This window comes from Gemmatimonadaceae bacterium (assembly GCA_019752115.1).
GTDB lineage: Bacteria > Gemmatimonadota > Gemmatimonadetes > Gemmatimonadales > Gemmatimonadaceae > Gemmatimonas.
Genome location: JAIEMN010000045.1, coordinates 28,577 through 41,842 on the forward strand (window position 1 = coordinate 28,577; position 13,266 = coordinate 41,842).

Here is a 13,266-nt window from a genome sequence, read left to right on the forward strand (position 1 = left end):
GAGGAATCCCTCCTTCCTGATGCCTGAGGGGTTCCTGACCTCCGCCGTCCGAGGCAGTTTCGACCATGCTTCCATTCCTCACTGCCGCTCTTCTCGCCGCCGCGCCTCCCGCCCTGCCGCGCGCCGGTCTCGAGGACTACCGCGTCCCCGCCGGCACGCGCGTCGGCGATACGCTGCGCGTCGCCTTCAACATCCAGGAAGTCGGCTGGCGCCCCGAAGGCGCCACCGGCGCCGATCTGCCGGCGTACGCCTTCGTGGAGGTGGGCAAACCGGCACGCGTGCCGGGACCCTTGCTGCGCGCACCGTCGGGGACCGTGGTGCGCGTGACGCTGCGCAACACGCTCGGCGTGTCACTGATGGTCTTTGGGCTGCAGGATCATGCCGCCGGGAAAGGGACGGATTCGGTGGCGCTCGCGCCCAATGCGACGCGCACGGTCAGCTTCACCGTCACCGCCGCCGGATCGTACTACTACTATGCGCGCGTCCGGCCCGCGGTGCAGCATCCCACCGCACCGGTGCCCGACGAATGGGCGAGTGGCGAGAAGCAGGAAGGGCCGCTCGTGGGCGCGCTTATCGTCGATGCGCGCGGGAGCACACCGCCGCGCGGCGAGCGGATCCTGCTCATTACGCGATGGCTGGATGACGACGATCCGCGTGTGCACCACGATCCGTCGTTCAAGATGATGGTGAACGGCGCCAGCTGGCCGAACACCGAGCGCTTGCGTTACACGGTGGGCGACACGGTGCGTTGGCGCGTCATCAATGCCACCGCGGCGCAGCACCCGATGCATCTGCACGGCTTCTACTACATGGTGACGGCGCGCGGTGATGGCATGCTCGACACGCTGTACGCGCCCGGACAGGCACGTCGCGTTGTGACGGAGATGCTCCCCCTCAACGGCACGATGTCGCTGACGTGGGTGCCGGAGCGAGCGGGCAACTGGCTCTTCCACTGCCACCTCGTGCGGCACATGGCGTTGGTGCAGCAGATCGAGCCGCGCGCGCCCTCCCACGAGGCCCATGCGGCGGTGAACCACGCCGAAGAAAACATGGCGGGGTTGGTGATGGGGATTCACGTGGCGCCGCGACCCGGACGGACCGCGGCGGCGACGCTCGCGCTGGCGAGCGGGAAGAATCCGGGCGTGCCGGCGCGACGCACGATGCGCCTGGTGGCGACGCAGCGAGCCAATGTGTTCGGCACGCACGCCGGGCAGTCGTTCGTGCTGCAGCAGGGCGGGGCGGAGCCGGCGCGTGATTCGGTGCCGTTCCCCGGCTCGACGCTGGTGCTGCGCCGTGGCGAACCCACCGCCATCACCGTGGTGAATCGCCTCGCGTCGCCACTCGCGGTGCACTGGCACGGCATGGAGATCGAAAGCTGGTTCGACGGTGTCGGCGGCTGGAGCGGTGCGGGCGCGAGCGTGCGCCCACCCATCGCCCCGGGCGACTCGTTCATCGTGCGTATGACCCCGCCGCGCGCCGGCACCTTCATCTATCACACGCATGATGAAGCGGGCAGCGAGCTGTCCACCGGCCTCTATGGGGCACTGATCGTCGAGGAGCCCGGCGCACCACGCGACACCACGCGCGATCACGTCATCGTGCTGGGCATGCTGGGGGCGCCGGGCGCCCATCTGCCCAGCATCAACGGCCGCACGGCGCCCGGGCCACTGATGCTCGCACCGGGCACACACCGCCTGCGGATCATCAGCATTCCGGTGGACGAGCAGCTCAACGTGGCCCTCGTGCGCGATTCCACCGTGCAGTCGTGGACGCTGCGCGCCGTGGATGGCGCCGATCTCCCCGCGGCGCAGCAGCGCACCGTGCGCGCCAGCAAAACGGTGAGCGCCGGGCAGACGTTCGATGTGGAGATCACCGTTCCCGCCAGCGCCCAGAACTTCGCGTTGCGACTCACGACGCGCTGGTATCCGACCGATCCGCGTGGCGAGAAGGGCCCGATGGTCACCCTGTTGCCAATTCGGACGCAGCCATGACGCGACACCACACGGCGACCCTGACCGCACTCGTGGCCCTCTCCGCGGCGCTCGGCGTGGGCCAGACGGCAAGCGCGCAGGCCCCCATCGGCACCTGGGAGCTCGTCTCGCGCACCGACAGCTCCGCCGCCGGCGTGCAACCGGCGGATGGACCGCTCGGGTCAGACCCCATTGCGTGGATCAGCTATGACACGCGCGGGCATGTGCAGGCGCAGTTGATGGCGCGCGATCGCGCGAAGGCCGCCACGGCGGCCGCGCCGAGTGTCGCCGATCCGAATAACAGCGCCGCGAGTGGCGGCTACGACGCCTATTTCGGGACGTATACCTTCGACGCGAAAACGGGGACGGTCACCCACCACCTGATCGGCGCGCTCAGCGCCGGCGACATGGGGCGCACCCTCACGCGGCATGTGGTGCGCCGCGGTGATGAGATGGTGATCTGGTTTGAGGCGAGACGCGGGGATGGAGCTGTCGTGACTCGACGGCTCCGGTGGCGGAAAATCGGGTGAAAAAAGGGAGAGCATTTTTTGGGGTGAAACCCTGAGAGTTCAGGGGGAAGAACGTCAGGGGGGAGAGCTCAGGACCGCAACGGCGGTCCTGAGCTCTCCCCCCTGACCTTCTACGCCCTGAGCTCTCGGGGGTTACCGACCTCCGATGTCAGGACATCTGACGTCGGAATCAGCTCACCGCCGCTCGAACGTCTTCGCCCCACCCGCCAGCGGAAGCACCTTCTGCACCATCGTCAACAGAAACAGTCCGGGTTGCTCGAACATGACGAAGTGCGCACTCCGCTCGAAGGTGATGAACTCCTTCTTGGGCGCAGTGATGCGATCGAAGTAGACCTTGGCGCCATCGTAGGTCGTCATGAGATCGTAGCGACCGTGCAGCATCACGACCGGCACGTCGAAGTGATCCGGCAGCGTGGGTCGATGATTGCCGCTGTCGACGAGATGCTTGCCCATCCACCCCATCGCCGGCCCGACGCCGGCCGCTTCCTCGAGGGTGTAATCGGGGCCCCAGGCGGGCAGCGCGTAGTAGAGGCTGAGATCCTTCTTGCCGTACCAGTTGCCGTCGAACATCGCCGTGTAGCGGCGAATGACGTTGAGCTCCCGGTAATTCGGCGCGCGATCGGTGGGCGGATACGGGGCCATCGCCAACAGTTCGCGCACCACGGCGGTGTCGCCCTTGGCCCGCGCGCGGCGCAGCACTTCCTGATAGTTGATGCGCTCGTTGTCGGCCGTGCTCATCTGCCCGACGCTCACATAGGCGGCGTACCAATCGGGGTGCCGCTGCACGAGAAACGGCCCAATGGACGTGCCGTACGAGAAGCCGAGCACGATGATCTTGCGATTGCCGAACTGCCGGCGCAGCTGCTGCACCACGACCTCGGCGTCATCGACCAGTTGCTTGGGCGACAGCGTGGCACCCAGCCGCGCGGAGTCGGCCGCACTGAAGTTCTTGCCGACGCCGCGCTGCTCCCAGTTCACCACCGTGAAGAAGTCTTCCCACGGCTTCTGATACGCCCACGTCATGCCCAGCAGTGCACTGCCGGGGCCCCCATGCAACACGAGCAGCAGTGGATTGTCGCGGTTGAGGCCGCGAATGCCGATCCACTGCGTGCTGCCATTCACCTCGAGCTGCTGGAGCGTGTCGATCCCCTCGGGCGTGTGAATGCCTTCGAGGTTCCGCAGGCGCGCGGCAATCGTGTCACGCGGCACCGTCGCCGCCACCCGCTGGGCGTGAGCGACACCGGCGAGGAGCAGCGACGCAACCACCAGCGAGTGACGAATCCGACGCATGCGATCTCCTTACTTGCGGGCGATAGCTTCGATTTCCACGCGGGCACCGAGCGGCAGACCCGCGACGGCCACGGTCGTGCGCGCCGGGTACGGCGCCTGGAACGCCTCGCCGTAGGCCTTGTTCATCGCGGCGAAGTCGGCCATGTCGGTGAGGTACACGTTGCACTTCACCACATCGTTCATGTCGAGACCGGCGTCGTCAAGAATGAGCGCGATGGTTTCGAAGATGCGGCGCGTCTGGGCCTCGACGTCGCCCTCGATCAGCTTGCCGGTGGCCGGGTCGATGGGGGTCTGACCGGAGCAGTAGAGGAGCTTCCCGGCCCAGACGGCGTGGGAATAGGGGCCGAGGGCGGCGGGACCACGGGACACTTTAGCGGCTTTCCGGGGCATGGCAGGGTCGAGCGGAGGGTGGGGCGTTCCGGTGGCGGCGTGACTGTTTCGCGGCCGGAACGAATGCTGGGACCAGAAGAAAATACGCGCCGGACGTGCCGAGACTACCGAAAGAAATGTCACTTTCTCTCCGCGCCTCCGCCGCCGCCGATCAACCGGATGCCGTCCAGCTGCGCCTCAAGCGCATTCTGGAAGGGTCGGACTTCCCGGCGTTGTCGAAGCAGATCGTGGAGACGATCAGTGCCCTCGACGATGATCTGGCCTCGCTCCAGCGCCTCGCCAACCGGGTGCTCAACGAGTACTCGCTGACGCTGGGCGTCGTCCGCACGGCAAACAGTGTGCACTATCGGCGCAGCAATCGCGCCATCCAGAGCGCGACGCACGCCATGATGATGCTCGGCGCGCGCACGGTGCGGCAGATTGCCAGCGGGCTCCTGCTCTTCGACAACTACGCCAAGAAGAGTCCGGCGCTCAAGGAGCTCATGCTGATGAGTCTCCTCACCGCGAATCACGCGCGCGCCACGGCGACGGAGATGGGGCTCATGGAGCCCGAGGAAGCGCATCTCTGCGGCATGTTCCGCAATCTCGGGGAGGTGCTCATCGCCGGTCACTTCCCCGACGACTACATCCGCATCCGCACGTTGATGACGGATGAAGGGATCTCCGAGAACGCGGCCGCGAAAAAGGTGTTGGGCTTTCCGTACGCCGACCTGGCCGTTGAAGTGTGCCGGCAGTGGGGGATGCCCGATGTCGTGGTACAGGGCATCCGGGCGCGCCCGTCTGCCTCGGCGAGCATCACGGCGGCGGTCACCGCCTTCAGCCACGATCTCACGCAGGCGCTCTACCGGCAGGAGGTGCCCGATGATGCGGTGGCGATGGCGGTGAGCGAGGTGCTCGAGCAGCATGAGGGCAAGATCAAGCTCTCACGCGAGAAGGTTGGCGCCGTGGTCACCGAAGCGCTGCAAGAAACGCGGGAGCTGTTTGTGAGCCCGCAGATCGCCACCGATCGCATGCGCTTCCGCCAGCTCGCCAAGGCGGCGCGCGCGGCGCTGGGCGAAACGATCACCGCGACCGAAGAAGAAGGACCGCCCCGGGCGGCGCACACGTCGTTGCGCGCCCAGCTCCGGCTGGAGCTCGAGGAGCACGTGAATCCCGCGTCGGGGTCGAGTGTGGGGGAGGTCGTGCTGAACGCCATGGAGACGGTGCTCCGGACCGGCCCCTTCGATCGCGTCCTCGTCTGCTTCCTGTCGCCCGACAAAACGCAACTCACGGCGCGTACGGGGCTCGGGCATGAGGTGGAAGCGCTCCTGCCGCGCTTTGATTTCCCGGTGAGTGTGCGCGGTGGTCCAATCGTGACGCTGACCCAGCAGCGCTCGAGCGTCTATCTGCCAACGGACCGCTCGTTCACGAGCGCCGAAGCCAAGTGGGCCCAGGATATGGGCGTGCGGCAGTTCGGCGTCTTCCCCATCATCGTGCTGGGGAAGATCGTGGGCTGCCTGTACTGCGACCGCGTGGGCGACGCCGAAAGCCCCGACCGCGCGACCGTGCGGTATGTGAAGGGGATCGTGGATCTGGTGGTCGAAGCGATCGTGAAGCGGCGCAGCTAACGCGTCGCTTACTTGCGATAGGCGCGCGCGGCGAGAATGCCGCCGATGAACCCACCGAGATGCGCCTGCCAGCTCACCCCCGGCTGGCTTGGCGCGATCCCGAGCACGAGACCGCCCCACAGGCCGGCGGTGATGAGACTCAGCACGATGCTGCCGACGCTGCGGGTGTAGACACCGGCGAGCAGCAGAAAGCCCAGATAGCCCATCACCACGCCGCTCGCGCCGATGTGCACCGATCCCGGCGAGCCAAGCAGCCAGGCGCCGAGCCCCGCGCCGAGCATGCTGTAGAGCGTCACGGGCACGAAGTGGCGGCTGTCGCGGAGCATCACCATCCAGCCCAGCGCCAGAAACGGCAGCGTGTTGCTGATCAGATGCGCGAGATTGCCGTGCAGGAAGGGCGCGAAGAGAATGCCGCGCAGCCCGGTGATGGTGCGCGGCACCACGCCGAACTGCGTGAGCGCACCGCCCAGCATCGTGTTCACCACGAACGTCGTCCAGAACGCCCCCACGGCGGTGCCAAGGGTGGTGATCTGCTGCTTCGCGGTGCGGGCCACCTTCTTGGTGGTACGGGCGACGGACGACGACGGCATGAGGGGAAAGCTAGCGGCGAATCCGGGAAAGTCGACGCATCAGAAGCCGCTGTTGCTGAGGAGGCGGAACGAGTCGAGCCGCGGATTGACGATGGTGTTGTAGATGGAGCCGAAGGTGTAGCTCAGCCCCACATAGGTGAAGTACTGGTATCCGGTCGCCAGCGCCCGCTGCCGCACCAGAATCTCCTCGTTCGAAAGACCACCGGCGGGGAGGTAGAGCTGGTCGCGCACACGGGAGTACCGTCCGTCGATGGTCAGCGAGAGCCCGCGGATGAGCTGCAACTGCACCGATCCGCCGAGCGAGAGCTCATAGCGGTTGAGGTCATGGAGATACTGGGAGCCGCGCGCGGTGAGGTCGAGCGAGCCCCACTTCTGGCGGCTGTTCGTGGCCACCGTGAGGACCTGACTGGGCCGCTGCTCGGCGATCTTCCCGAAGACGGTGCGCTCGAGATAGCGAAAGTCGTTCCAGGCGAGCGCATAGCTCGCCGTCAGCTGACGCTGCGTGGCTTCGCGCCACGGAAAGAGATTCGCTTCGATGACCGGACCACCGCGCGCGGCGAGGCGCGTATTCAGGAAGTCGCTGCGGCGCGCCGACCCCACCACGCCGGCGGACCAGCGCGGTGACAGGGAGTGCACGGCACGCAGGCGGGCGCCATCGTTGCGAATGATGTTCGTGAACTCCGTCGCCCCATCGCCAGTGTCGTTCAGCGTGAACCGCGACTCGTTGTACTCGGATTCGGCCGCGACCACCAGCTTCCAGCTCTCGGTGATCCGTCGCGCTTCGACCGAGGCGCCGAAGTTCGCGAAGCGCTGCCGCTGTTCACCATTGAGGAACATGTTGAGCTCCGTCTCAATGGTCCAGAAATTCCAAGGATCACGCACGGACTCCGGCGTCTTTGCGGCGGCCTGCGCGGGTCGCTCGTACTGCACGCGGAACTGCGGGGCCAGCGGCGTCCGTTGCACGAAGCGGAACAGGCCGCGCAGGAACTGATCACGCAACGCACGCCGAATGTCGTCTTCGGAGGCGTTGGGAAGCGTCGTGGTCTTGAGGGTGTCGGCCAGGCCGCTGAACCGCTCGCGGCCGATGAAGGCGACCGTCCACTCATCGCCGCCACTGCCCGTGGTGAGCGTGGTGACGAGGAGCTGCACATCGGCGAACAGTCGATCGCGGGTCCAGTTGGCGAAGGGAAGTTCGACGACGAAGTAGTCCAGCGCGCAGCCGTCGGCCTCACGCGGACAATCGAGAAAGATCTTGAGCGCGGCCGGTTCGGTGGCGGCGGTCGCAGGCCGGGTCGGCGCGGTGGGGCTGGCGCCCTGCGCGCTCGCCGGGCGGCTGCTGAGGAGTACGACGGCGGCACTGCCGAGTGCCATGGCCCGCCAAAAAGAGCGTCGGAGACACATACGGATAGAAACGGAGGGCGGGAGGGAAGGTTTCGGGGGTGTGATGCCATCTGCGCCCCGCACGTTTACCGCTGGCCCTCGCGCCAACCGCGTGTAGCTTGCCGCCATGGCCCTCTCCTACCCGGCCACCGCGCAGACCTTCGACAAGGTCGCCTGGCGGTTGCTGCCGCTGCTGTTCGTCTGCTACATCGTCGCGTTCCTGGACCGCGTGAACGTGGGCTTCGCCAAGCTGCAGATGGCGGGCGCGTTCCAGTGGTCGGATGCCACGTACGGGTTCGGCGCCGGCATCTTCTTCATCGGCTACTTCATGTTCGAGGTGCCGGCGAATCTGCTGCTCGAACGCGTCGGTGCGCGCCGGTGGATCGCGCGCATCATGATCACGTGGGCCATGGTGAGCGGCGGGTTTGCTTTTCTCGACGTGATCCCCTGGGGCCCGCTGCCGGCGCTCTTCGGCGTGGAGCGCACCGCGTTCAGCTTCTACGCCCTGCGCTTTCTGCTGGGTGTCGCGGAGGCCGGCTTCTTTCCGGGGATCATTCTCTACCTGACGTTCTGGTTCCCGATGGCGCGCCGCGCGCAAACGGTGTCGATCTTCATGACGGCCATCGCGGTCGCCAACGTGGTCGGCGGCCCGCTCAGCGGCTGGATCATGGAACACTTCGATGGGCGCGCCGGGTGGGGTGGGTGGCAGTGGTTGTTCGTGCTCGAATGTCTGCCGAGCCTGATCATGGGCGTCGTGGTCTTCTTCCGGCTGCCAAACGGACCGCAGGACGCGCGGTGGCTGACCGACGAGGAGAAGCGGGCGATTCAGGTGGCGCTCGAGCTCGATCGGACGGCGCGCGCCGAGACGACCACGACGCGGCACACCGTGCGCGACACCTTCCGCGACTGGCGCGTGTTCGTGCTGGCGGTGGTGTGCTTCTGCGGCGCCGTGCCGCTCTACGGCGTGAACTTCTGGATGCCCACCATCATCCAGGAATTCGGGATCCCCAAGGGCGACTACCTGCGCGTCGGTCTGCTGAGTGCGATTCCGTGGGGATGCGCCGGCGTGGCGATGGTGCTGATCGGCAAGAGCTCCGACCGGCGCAACGAACGCCGCTGGCATGTCGCCGGCACGCTGATCTGTTCGGCGACGGGGATGTTCCTGCTCGCGGCGCTCAAGCACCAGCAGGTGGCGAGCATGATCGGCCTGACGCTGGTGGCGATCGGCGTCCTCGGGCAGATGGGATGCTTCTGGTCGCTACCCACGCTCTTCCTGCGCGGCAGTGCCGCCGCCGCGGGTATCGCATTCATCAACAGCATCGGCAATCTCGGCGGCCACTTCGGCCCCGATCTGATCGGCCGGCTGCGCGAGGCGACGGGGGGCAACACCGGCGCCTTCCTGACCGTCGGCGCCATCGCGGTGGTGGGGGCGATCCTGACGGTCATCGTGGCGCCACGTACGCCTGACGCCGGCGAGCGCACGAGCGCGGGGTGACTCCGCTGGCGTCGCCGCGGAGGTGAGTTGGGTTGTCTCGCACAGAGGCACAGGGGGCACAGAGCTTCACAGAGAACTGCACACCATGTGTGTTGTTGTTCTCTGTGTTCCTCTGTGCCCCCTGTGCCTCTGTGCGAGATCTCCCCTCTCCCCTCTCCCCTCTCCCCTCTCAAATCACGTTCTGCTCGAGCAGCGGCGCGTCCTCGGCAATGCGATCGAATCGCAGCCCCGTCAGATCGAGCGAGCGATAGCCACCCGTCGCGATGAGCTCAGCGAGTCCGCGACCGACCGCCGGTGCTTGCTGGAGCCCGTGACCGGAGAAGCCGCTCGCCGTATACGCGTTGCGCCACGGCGTGAGCCGCCCTACGAGACCGTTGTGGTCGAAGTCGTTCATCTCGTAGTAGCCAGCCCAGCTGCTGTGCACCTTCACCCGATCGAACGCGGGGACGCGGTTGGCGAGAATCGGCCAGATGTGCTCCTCGAAAAGGCCATGATCCACGCGGTCGAGCGAGACATCATCCGGATCCCGATCCCGCGGCGGTGAGCCGCAGAGGAATTGCCCGCGCGCCTTCTCCGGGCGGAACCACACGCCGCTGGGGTCGATGAGCAGCGGGGCGTCGCTGATGTCCACATCGGCTTCGCAGGCAAACACGTCGCGCTTGCGGCCAAAGACGGGCAGGGTGATGCCCAGTTCGGCGGCGATGAAACGCGACCAGGCGCCGGCAGCGATGACGACCGCGTCGGCGGCGATCGTTGACCCATCGGCGAGCCGTACGTGCGTGACCCGTTCGCCGTCGGTGGCAAAGCCGGTCGCATTTGCCTCCACAAACGTGGCGCCGGCGGCGATGGCCGCCTTCCGAAACGCCTGCATGGCGGCGTAGCCGTCGAACCATCCCTCGCCACTGGTGGCGGTGGAGAGGCCGAGCGAGCCCAGAATCACATCGTCGGTGTGCATCCACGCGTAGCGCGCCGCGAGCGCGCTGGGGGTGAGCAGGGCGGTGTGCACCTGGTGGCTCGCCTGTAGCTCGTGCTGTGCCCGCAGCACCATCGCCCCTTCTTCGGTGGCGGCGAGATAGAGATAGCCTGGTTCGACGAGGCCGATATCGGGCACCTCATCCCCCACCGCCAGGCGCAGGCCGATCGAGCGGTAGAACGCGAGGCTCTCCTGGGAGATGCGGATGTTGACCGACGTCGAGAACTGCTGCCGGATGGCGCAGGCCGAGCGGGCGCTCGAGGCGAGGGTGTAGCTCGCGTCGCGTTCGATGACGGTGACGGCGGCGCGATGCTCCCGCGCAAGAAACCAGGCGGTCGCGGCGCCCATGACGCCGCCGCCGATGATGACTACCTGCATGTCCGGACGGAGAGAGGAGAGGCGGGACACCGGGGCGGCGCCAACGAGCGCGATTCGGCTCCGGTGCGTAGACTCTTGAACATGCTCCCGCAGCTCTCCGCCGAACAGGTCCACGCGGCGCTCGATTGGGCGCCGCTCGCCGACGCCCTGGCGCGCGCCTTCGTGGCGCCGCCCGAGGCCCCCACGCGTCATGCCCACAGCATGGCGGCGCACGATCACCTGTTGCTGATGCCGGCGTGGAACGCCGATCGCATCGGCATCAAGCTCGTCACCGTCATCCCCGACGCGCCGCGGCACGGGGGGCACACGGTAGATGCCACCTATCTCCTGCTCGATCGCCAGACGGGCGCGCCGGTGGCGCTGCTCGATGGTGAGGCGCTCACCGTGCGACGCACGGCGGTGACGTCGGCGCTGGCGGCGCGGTATCTGGCCCGCGACGATGCGCGCACGCTGCTGGTGGTGGGCACCGGTCGCCTCGCCCCGTGGATGGCGCGCGCCCATGTGGCGCTCCGCCCCGGCCTGCGCCGCGTGCTGGTGTGGGGGCGTGACATCACGCGGGCGCAGCATTGCGTGGCCGAGCTGGCCGAGCACGGGATCGAAGCGGAAGCGGTGCGGGATCTCGCCACGGCGGTGCCCACGGCGGATATCGTGAGCTGTGCGACCACCTCGCACGAACCGATCGTGCGCGGGGAGTGGCTCTCCGAGGGCACCCATCTGGATCTCGTGGGGGCGTACACGCCCAGCATGCGGGAAGTCGATGACATGGCGGTGGCGCGCGCGCGGATCGTCGTCGATACCTTCGACGGCGCGCTCGCCGAAGCGGGCGATCTGCTGCAACCGCTGGCGGCGCGCGTGATCACGCGGGCCGACGTGCTGGCCGATCTGGCGGCGGTCGTGCGGGGCGACGTCGTGGTGCGCCGCTCACGCACGGAGGTGACCTTGTTCAAGTCCGTCGGACATGCGCTGGAAGATCTGGCCGCGGCGTCGCTCGCGGTCTCTCACGCCTTCGTGGGGGGATGACGATGCGCGCGTCGGTCACAACCGTGCTGTGTGCGAGCGTGCTGGTTTCGGCCACGGCCGCTGCGCAGACACGGATTGACACGGTGGATGTCGTGATTGAGAACGGCACCGTGTACGACGGCCTGGGCGGCGCCGCGCGTCGCGTGGCGGTGGGGCTCCGTGGCGATCGCATCGCTTTCGTAGGCGCCGTGCCACGCGGGGCGGTGGTGAAGCAACGCCTCGACGCGACGGGCTTCATCGTGAGCCCGGGGTTCATCGATCCGCACACGCACATCTACGAGGGGTTGCCACGCGTCAGTGAAGAGCGCCGCAAGAACGCGGCGTATCTCCTGCAGGGCGTCACGACGGTCACGATCGGGCCGGATGGCCGCGGCCCGTGGGATGTGGCGCGCGTGCTCAGCGAAGGCGAGCAGCTCGGACTGGGCACCAACGCCTATGCGACGGTGGGTTTCGGCACCGTGCGCACGACGGTGATGAAGCAGAGCTCCGCGCCGGCGACGCCGGCGCAGGTCGATTCGATGCGTGCGCTGATTACCAAGGCCATGCGCGAAGGGGCCTACGGCGTGGGTTCCGGGCTGTTCTACGATCCGCAGTCGTTCGCCACCACCGAGGAAGTCATCAAAGTCGTGAGCGCCGCCAAACCCTTTGGCGGCGTCTACGACACGCATCAGCGCGACGAAAGCAGCTACACGATCGGTCTGCTCAACTCCGTGCGGGAGACGATTCGCATCGGGTGCGAATCCGGGCTCACGGCCAATGTCGGGCACATCAAGACGCTCGGCGTGGATGTGTGGGGGAAGGCCGACAGCGTGCTGGCCATCATGGACTCCGCCCGCACCAGCGGCTGCAAAGTTACCGGCGATCAGTATCCCTGGACGGCGAGCGGAACCGGCCTGAGTGCCGCGCTCATGCCGCGCTGGGTGCAGGCCGGTGGCCGCGACAGCATGATGCTGCGCCTGGCGGATCCGGCGCTCAAGGCGAAGACGCTGGTGGAGATGCGCGACAACCTGCGCCGCCGCGGCGGCGACAGCACCCTGCTGCTCGTGGGTGGCCGTCAGTATGTGGGGCAGACACTCAAGCAGGTCGCCCTCGCGCGCAACCTGCCGCCGGCGGAAACGGCCCTGCAGCTCATCATCGAAGGGCAGGACATGAGTGTCGCCAGCTTCAACATGAGCGAACCGGACATCGAGACGTTCATGAAGAATCCATGGGTCATGACGAGCTCCGACGGCTCCGGTGGCCATCCGCGCATGTATGCCACGTACCCGCGGAAGATTCGCAACTACGTGCTCGACAAGCCGGTGATCACCATGCAACGCATGATCCAGGCGTCGAGCGCCCAGGTCGCCGAGACCTATGGTATTGCCGATCGCGGGGTGCTGCGCGCCGGCGCGTTCGCGGATGTGATCGTGTTCGATCCCAAGACGATCCGCGCCGTGGCGACCTATGTGGAGCCCACGAAGCTTTCCGAAGGCATGGTGCACGTCTTCGTGAACGGGGTCGCGGCGGTGCGCGATCGGGCGCTCACGGGGGCCACCGCGGGGCGCGGGCTTCGGCGGCGGTGAGAGGCTCGGTGGTCGCCGGCGCCGGCGCTTTCTTGAACTGATCGCACAGAGCTCACAGAGCCACAGAGAACACAGCGG

Annotated in this window: 11 protein-coding genes; 6 read left to right on the forward strand and 5 right to left on the reverse strand. The window is 67.4% G+C overall.

From position 1 onward, the window contains the following. Positions 1–65 precede the first annotated feature (65 nt). Entirely contained in the window at positions 66–1,991 is a 1,926-nt protein-coding gene (locus tag K2R93_18080; protein ID MBY0491753.1) for a multicopper oxidase domain-containing protein, read from the forward strand. Continuing rightward, positions 1,988–2,500 (forward strand): lipocalin-like domain-containing protein, encoded by a 513-nt coding sequence (locus K2R93_18085; GenBank protein ID MBY0491754.1) that lies wholly within the window; start codon positions 1,988–1,990, stop codon positions 2,498–2,500. Before K2R93_18080 ends, K2R93_18085 begins: the two co-directional genes overlap by 4 nt. 174 nt (positions 2,501–2,674) lie before the next feature. On the opposite strand, the gene K2R93_18090 is transcribed toward K2R93_18085, so the two are convergent. Continuing rightward, complete coding sequence (locus K2R93_18090) at positions 2,675–3,790, reverse strand: alpha/beta hydrolase (protein ID MBY0491755.1); 1,116 nt, start codon at positions 3,788–3,790, stop codon at positions 2,675–2,677. A 9-nt stretch (positions 3,791–3,799) separates the two neighbouring features. Beyond that, a complete protein-coding gene (locus K2R93_18095) occupies positions 3,800–4,180 on the reverse strand; it encodes a Rid family detoxifying hydrolase (GenBank protein MBY0491756.1) in 381 nt (126 codons plus the stop codon). Between the two features lie 116 nt (positions 4,181–4,296). Here K2R93_18095 and K2R93_18100 point away from each other — a divergent pair, with 116 nt between their 5' ends. Next, positions 4,297–5,787: an HDOD domain-containing protein gene (locus K2R93_18100; protein MBY0491757.1), complete on the forward strand. Its 1,491-nt coding sequence runs from the start codon at positions 4,297–4,299 to the stop codon at positions 5,785–5,787. Positions 5,788–5,795: 8 nt separating this feature from the next. Here K2R93_18100 and K2R93_18105 read toward each other — a convergent pair whose 3' ends face one another. Beyond that, a complete protein-coding gene (locus K2R93_18105; GenBank protein MBY0491758.1) occupies positions 5,796–6,377 on the reverse strand; it encodes a rhomboid family intramembrane serine protease in 582 nt (193 codons plus the stop codon). Positions 6,378–6,416: 39 nt separating this feature from the next. Further along, a complete protein-coding gene (locus K2R93_18110) occupies positions 6,417–7,748 on the reverse strand; it encodes a hypothetical protein (protein MBY0491759.1) in 1,332 nt (443 codons plus the stop codon). Positions 7,749–7,884: 136 nt separating this feature from the next. On the opposite strand from K2R93_18110, the gene K2R93_18115 reads away from it, so the two are divergent. Beyond that, positions 7,885–9,252 (forward strand): MFS transporter, encoded by a 1,368-nt coding sequence (locus K2R93_18115; GenBank protein ID MBY0491760.1) that lies wholly within the window; start codon positions 7,885–7,887, stop codon positions 9,250–9,252. A gap of 169 nt (positions 9,253–9,421) precedes the next feature. Here K2R93_18115 and K2R93_18120 read toward each other — a convergent pair whose 3' ends face one another. Beyond that, positions 9,422–10,603, reverse strand: coding sequence for an FAD-binding oxidoreductase (locus K2R93_18120; protein MBY0491761.1), 1,182 nt, complete (start codon positions 10,601–10,603; stop codon positions 9,422–9,424). Positions 10,604–10,684: 81 nt separating this feature from the next. Here K2R93_18120 and K2R93_18125 point away from each other — a divergent pair, with 81 nt between their 5' ends. Together K2R93_18125 and K2R93_18130 are read left to right on the forward strand one after the other, a co-directional pair. Further along, a complete protein-coding gene (locus tag K2R93_18125) occupies positions 10,685–11,623 on the forward strand; it encodes an ornithine cyclodeaminase family protein (GenBank protein MBY0491762.1) in 939 nt (312 codons plus the stop codon). After that, complete coding sequence (locus K2R93_18130; protein ID MBY0491763.1) at positions 11,620–13,188, forward strand: amidohydrolase family protein; 1,569 nt, start codon at positions 11,620–11,622, stop codon at positions 13,186–13,188. Before K2R93_18125 ends, K2R93_18130 begins: the two co-directional genes overlap by 4 nt. Positions 13,189–13,266 lie beyond the last annotated feature (78 nt).

Coding starts and splice junctions, on each gene's coding strand:
- K2R93_18095 (MBY0491756.1), bottom strand. CDS start 4,180: ATGCCCCGGAAAGCCGCTAAAGTGTCCCGTGGTCCCGCCGCCCTCGGC.
- K2R93_18090 (MBY0491755.1), bottom strand. CDS start 3,790: ATGCGTCGGATTCGTCACTCGCTGGTGGTTGCGTCGCTGCTCCTCGCC.
- K2R93_18110 (MBY0491759.1), bottom strand. CDS start 7,748: ATGGCACTCGGCAGTGCCGCCGTCGTACTCCTCAGCAGCCGCCCGGCG.
- K2R93_18120 (MBY0491761.1), bottom strand. CDS start 10,603: ATGCAGGTAGTCATCATCGGCGGCGGCGTCATGGGCGCCGCGACCGCC.
- K2R93_18125 (MBY0491762.1), top strand. CDS start 10,685: ATGCTCCCGCAGCTCTCCGCCGAACAGGTCCACGCGGCGCTCGATTGG.
- K2R93_18130 (MBY0491763.1), top strand. CDS start 11,620: ATGACGATGCGCGCGTCGGTCACAACCGTGCTGTGTGCGAGCGTGCTG.
- K2R93_18085 (MBY0491754.1), top strand. CDS start 1,988: ATGACGCGACACCACACGGCGACCCTGACCGCACTCGTGGCCCTCTCC.
- K2R93_18115 (MBY0491760.1), top strand. CDS start 7,885: ATGGCCCTCTCCTACCCGGCCACCGCGCAGACCTTCGACAAGGTCGCC.
- K2R93_18080 (MBY0491753.1), top strand. CDS start 66: ATGCTTCCATTCCTCACTGCCGCTCTTCTCGCCGCCGCGCCTCCCGCC.
- K2R93_18105 (MBY0491758.1), bottom strand. CDS start 6,377: ATGCCGTCGTCGTCCGTCGCCCGTACCACCAAGAAGGTGGCCCGCACC.
- K2R93_18100 (MBY0491757.1), top strand. CDS start 4,297: ATGTCACTTTCTCTCCGCGCCTCCGCCGCCGCCGATCAACCGGATGCC.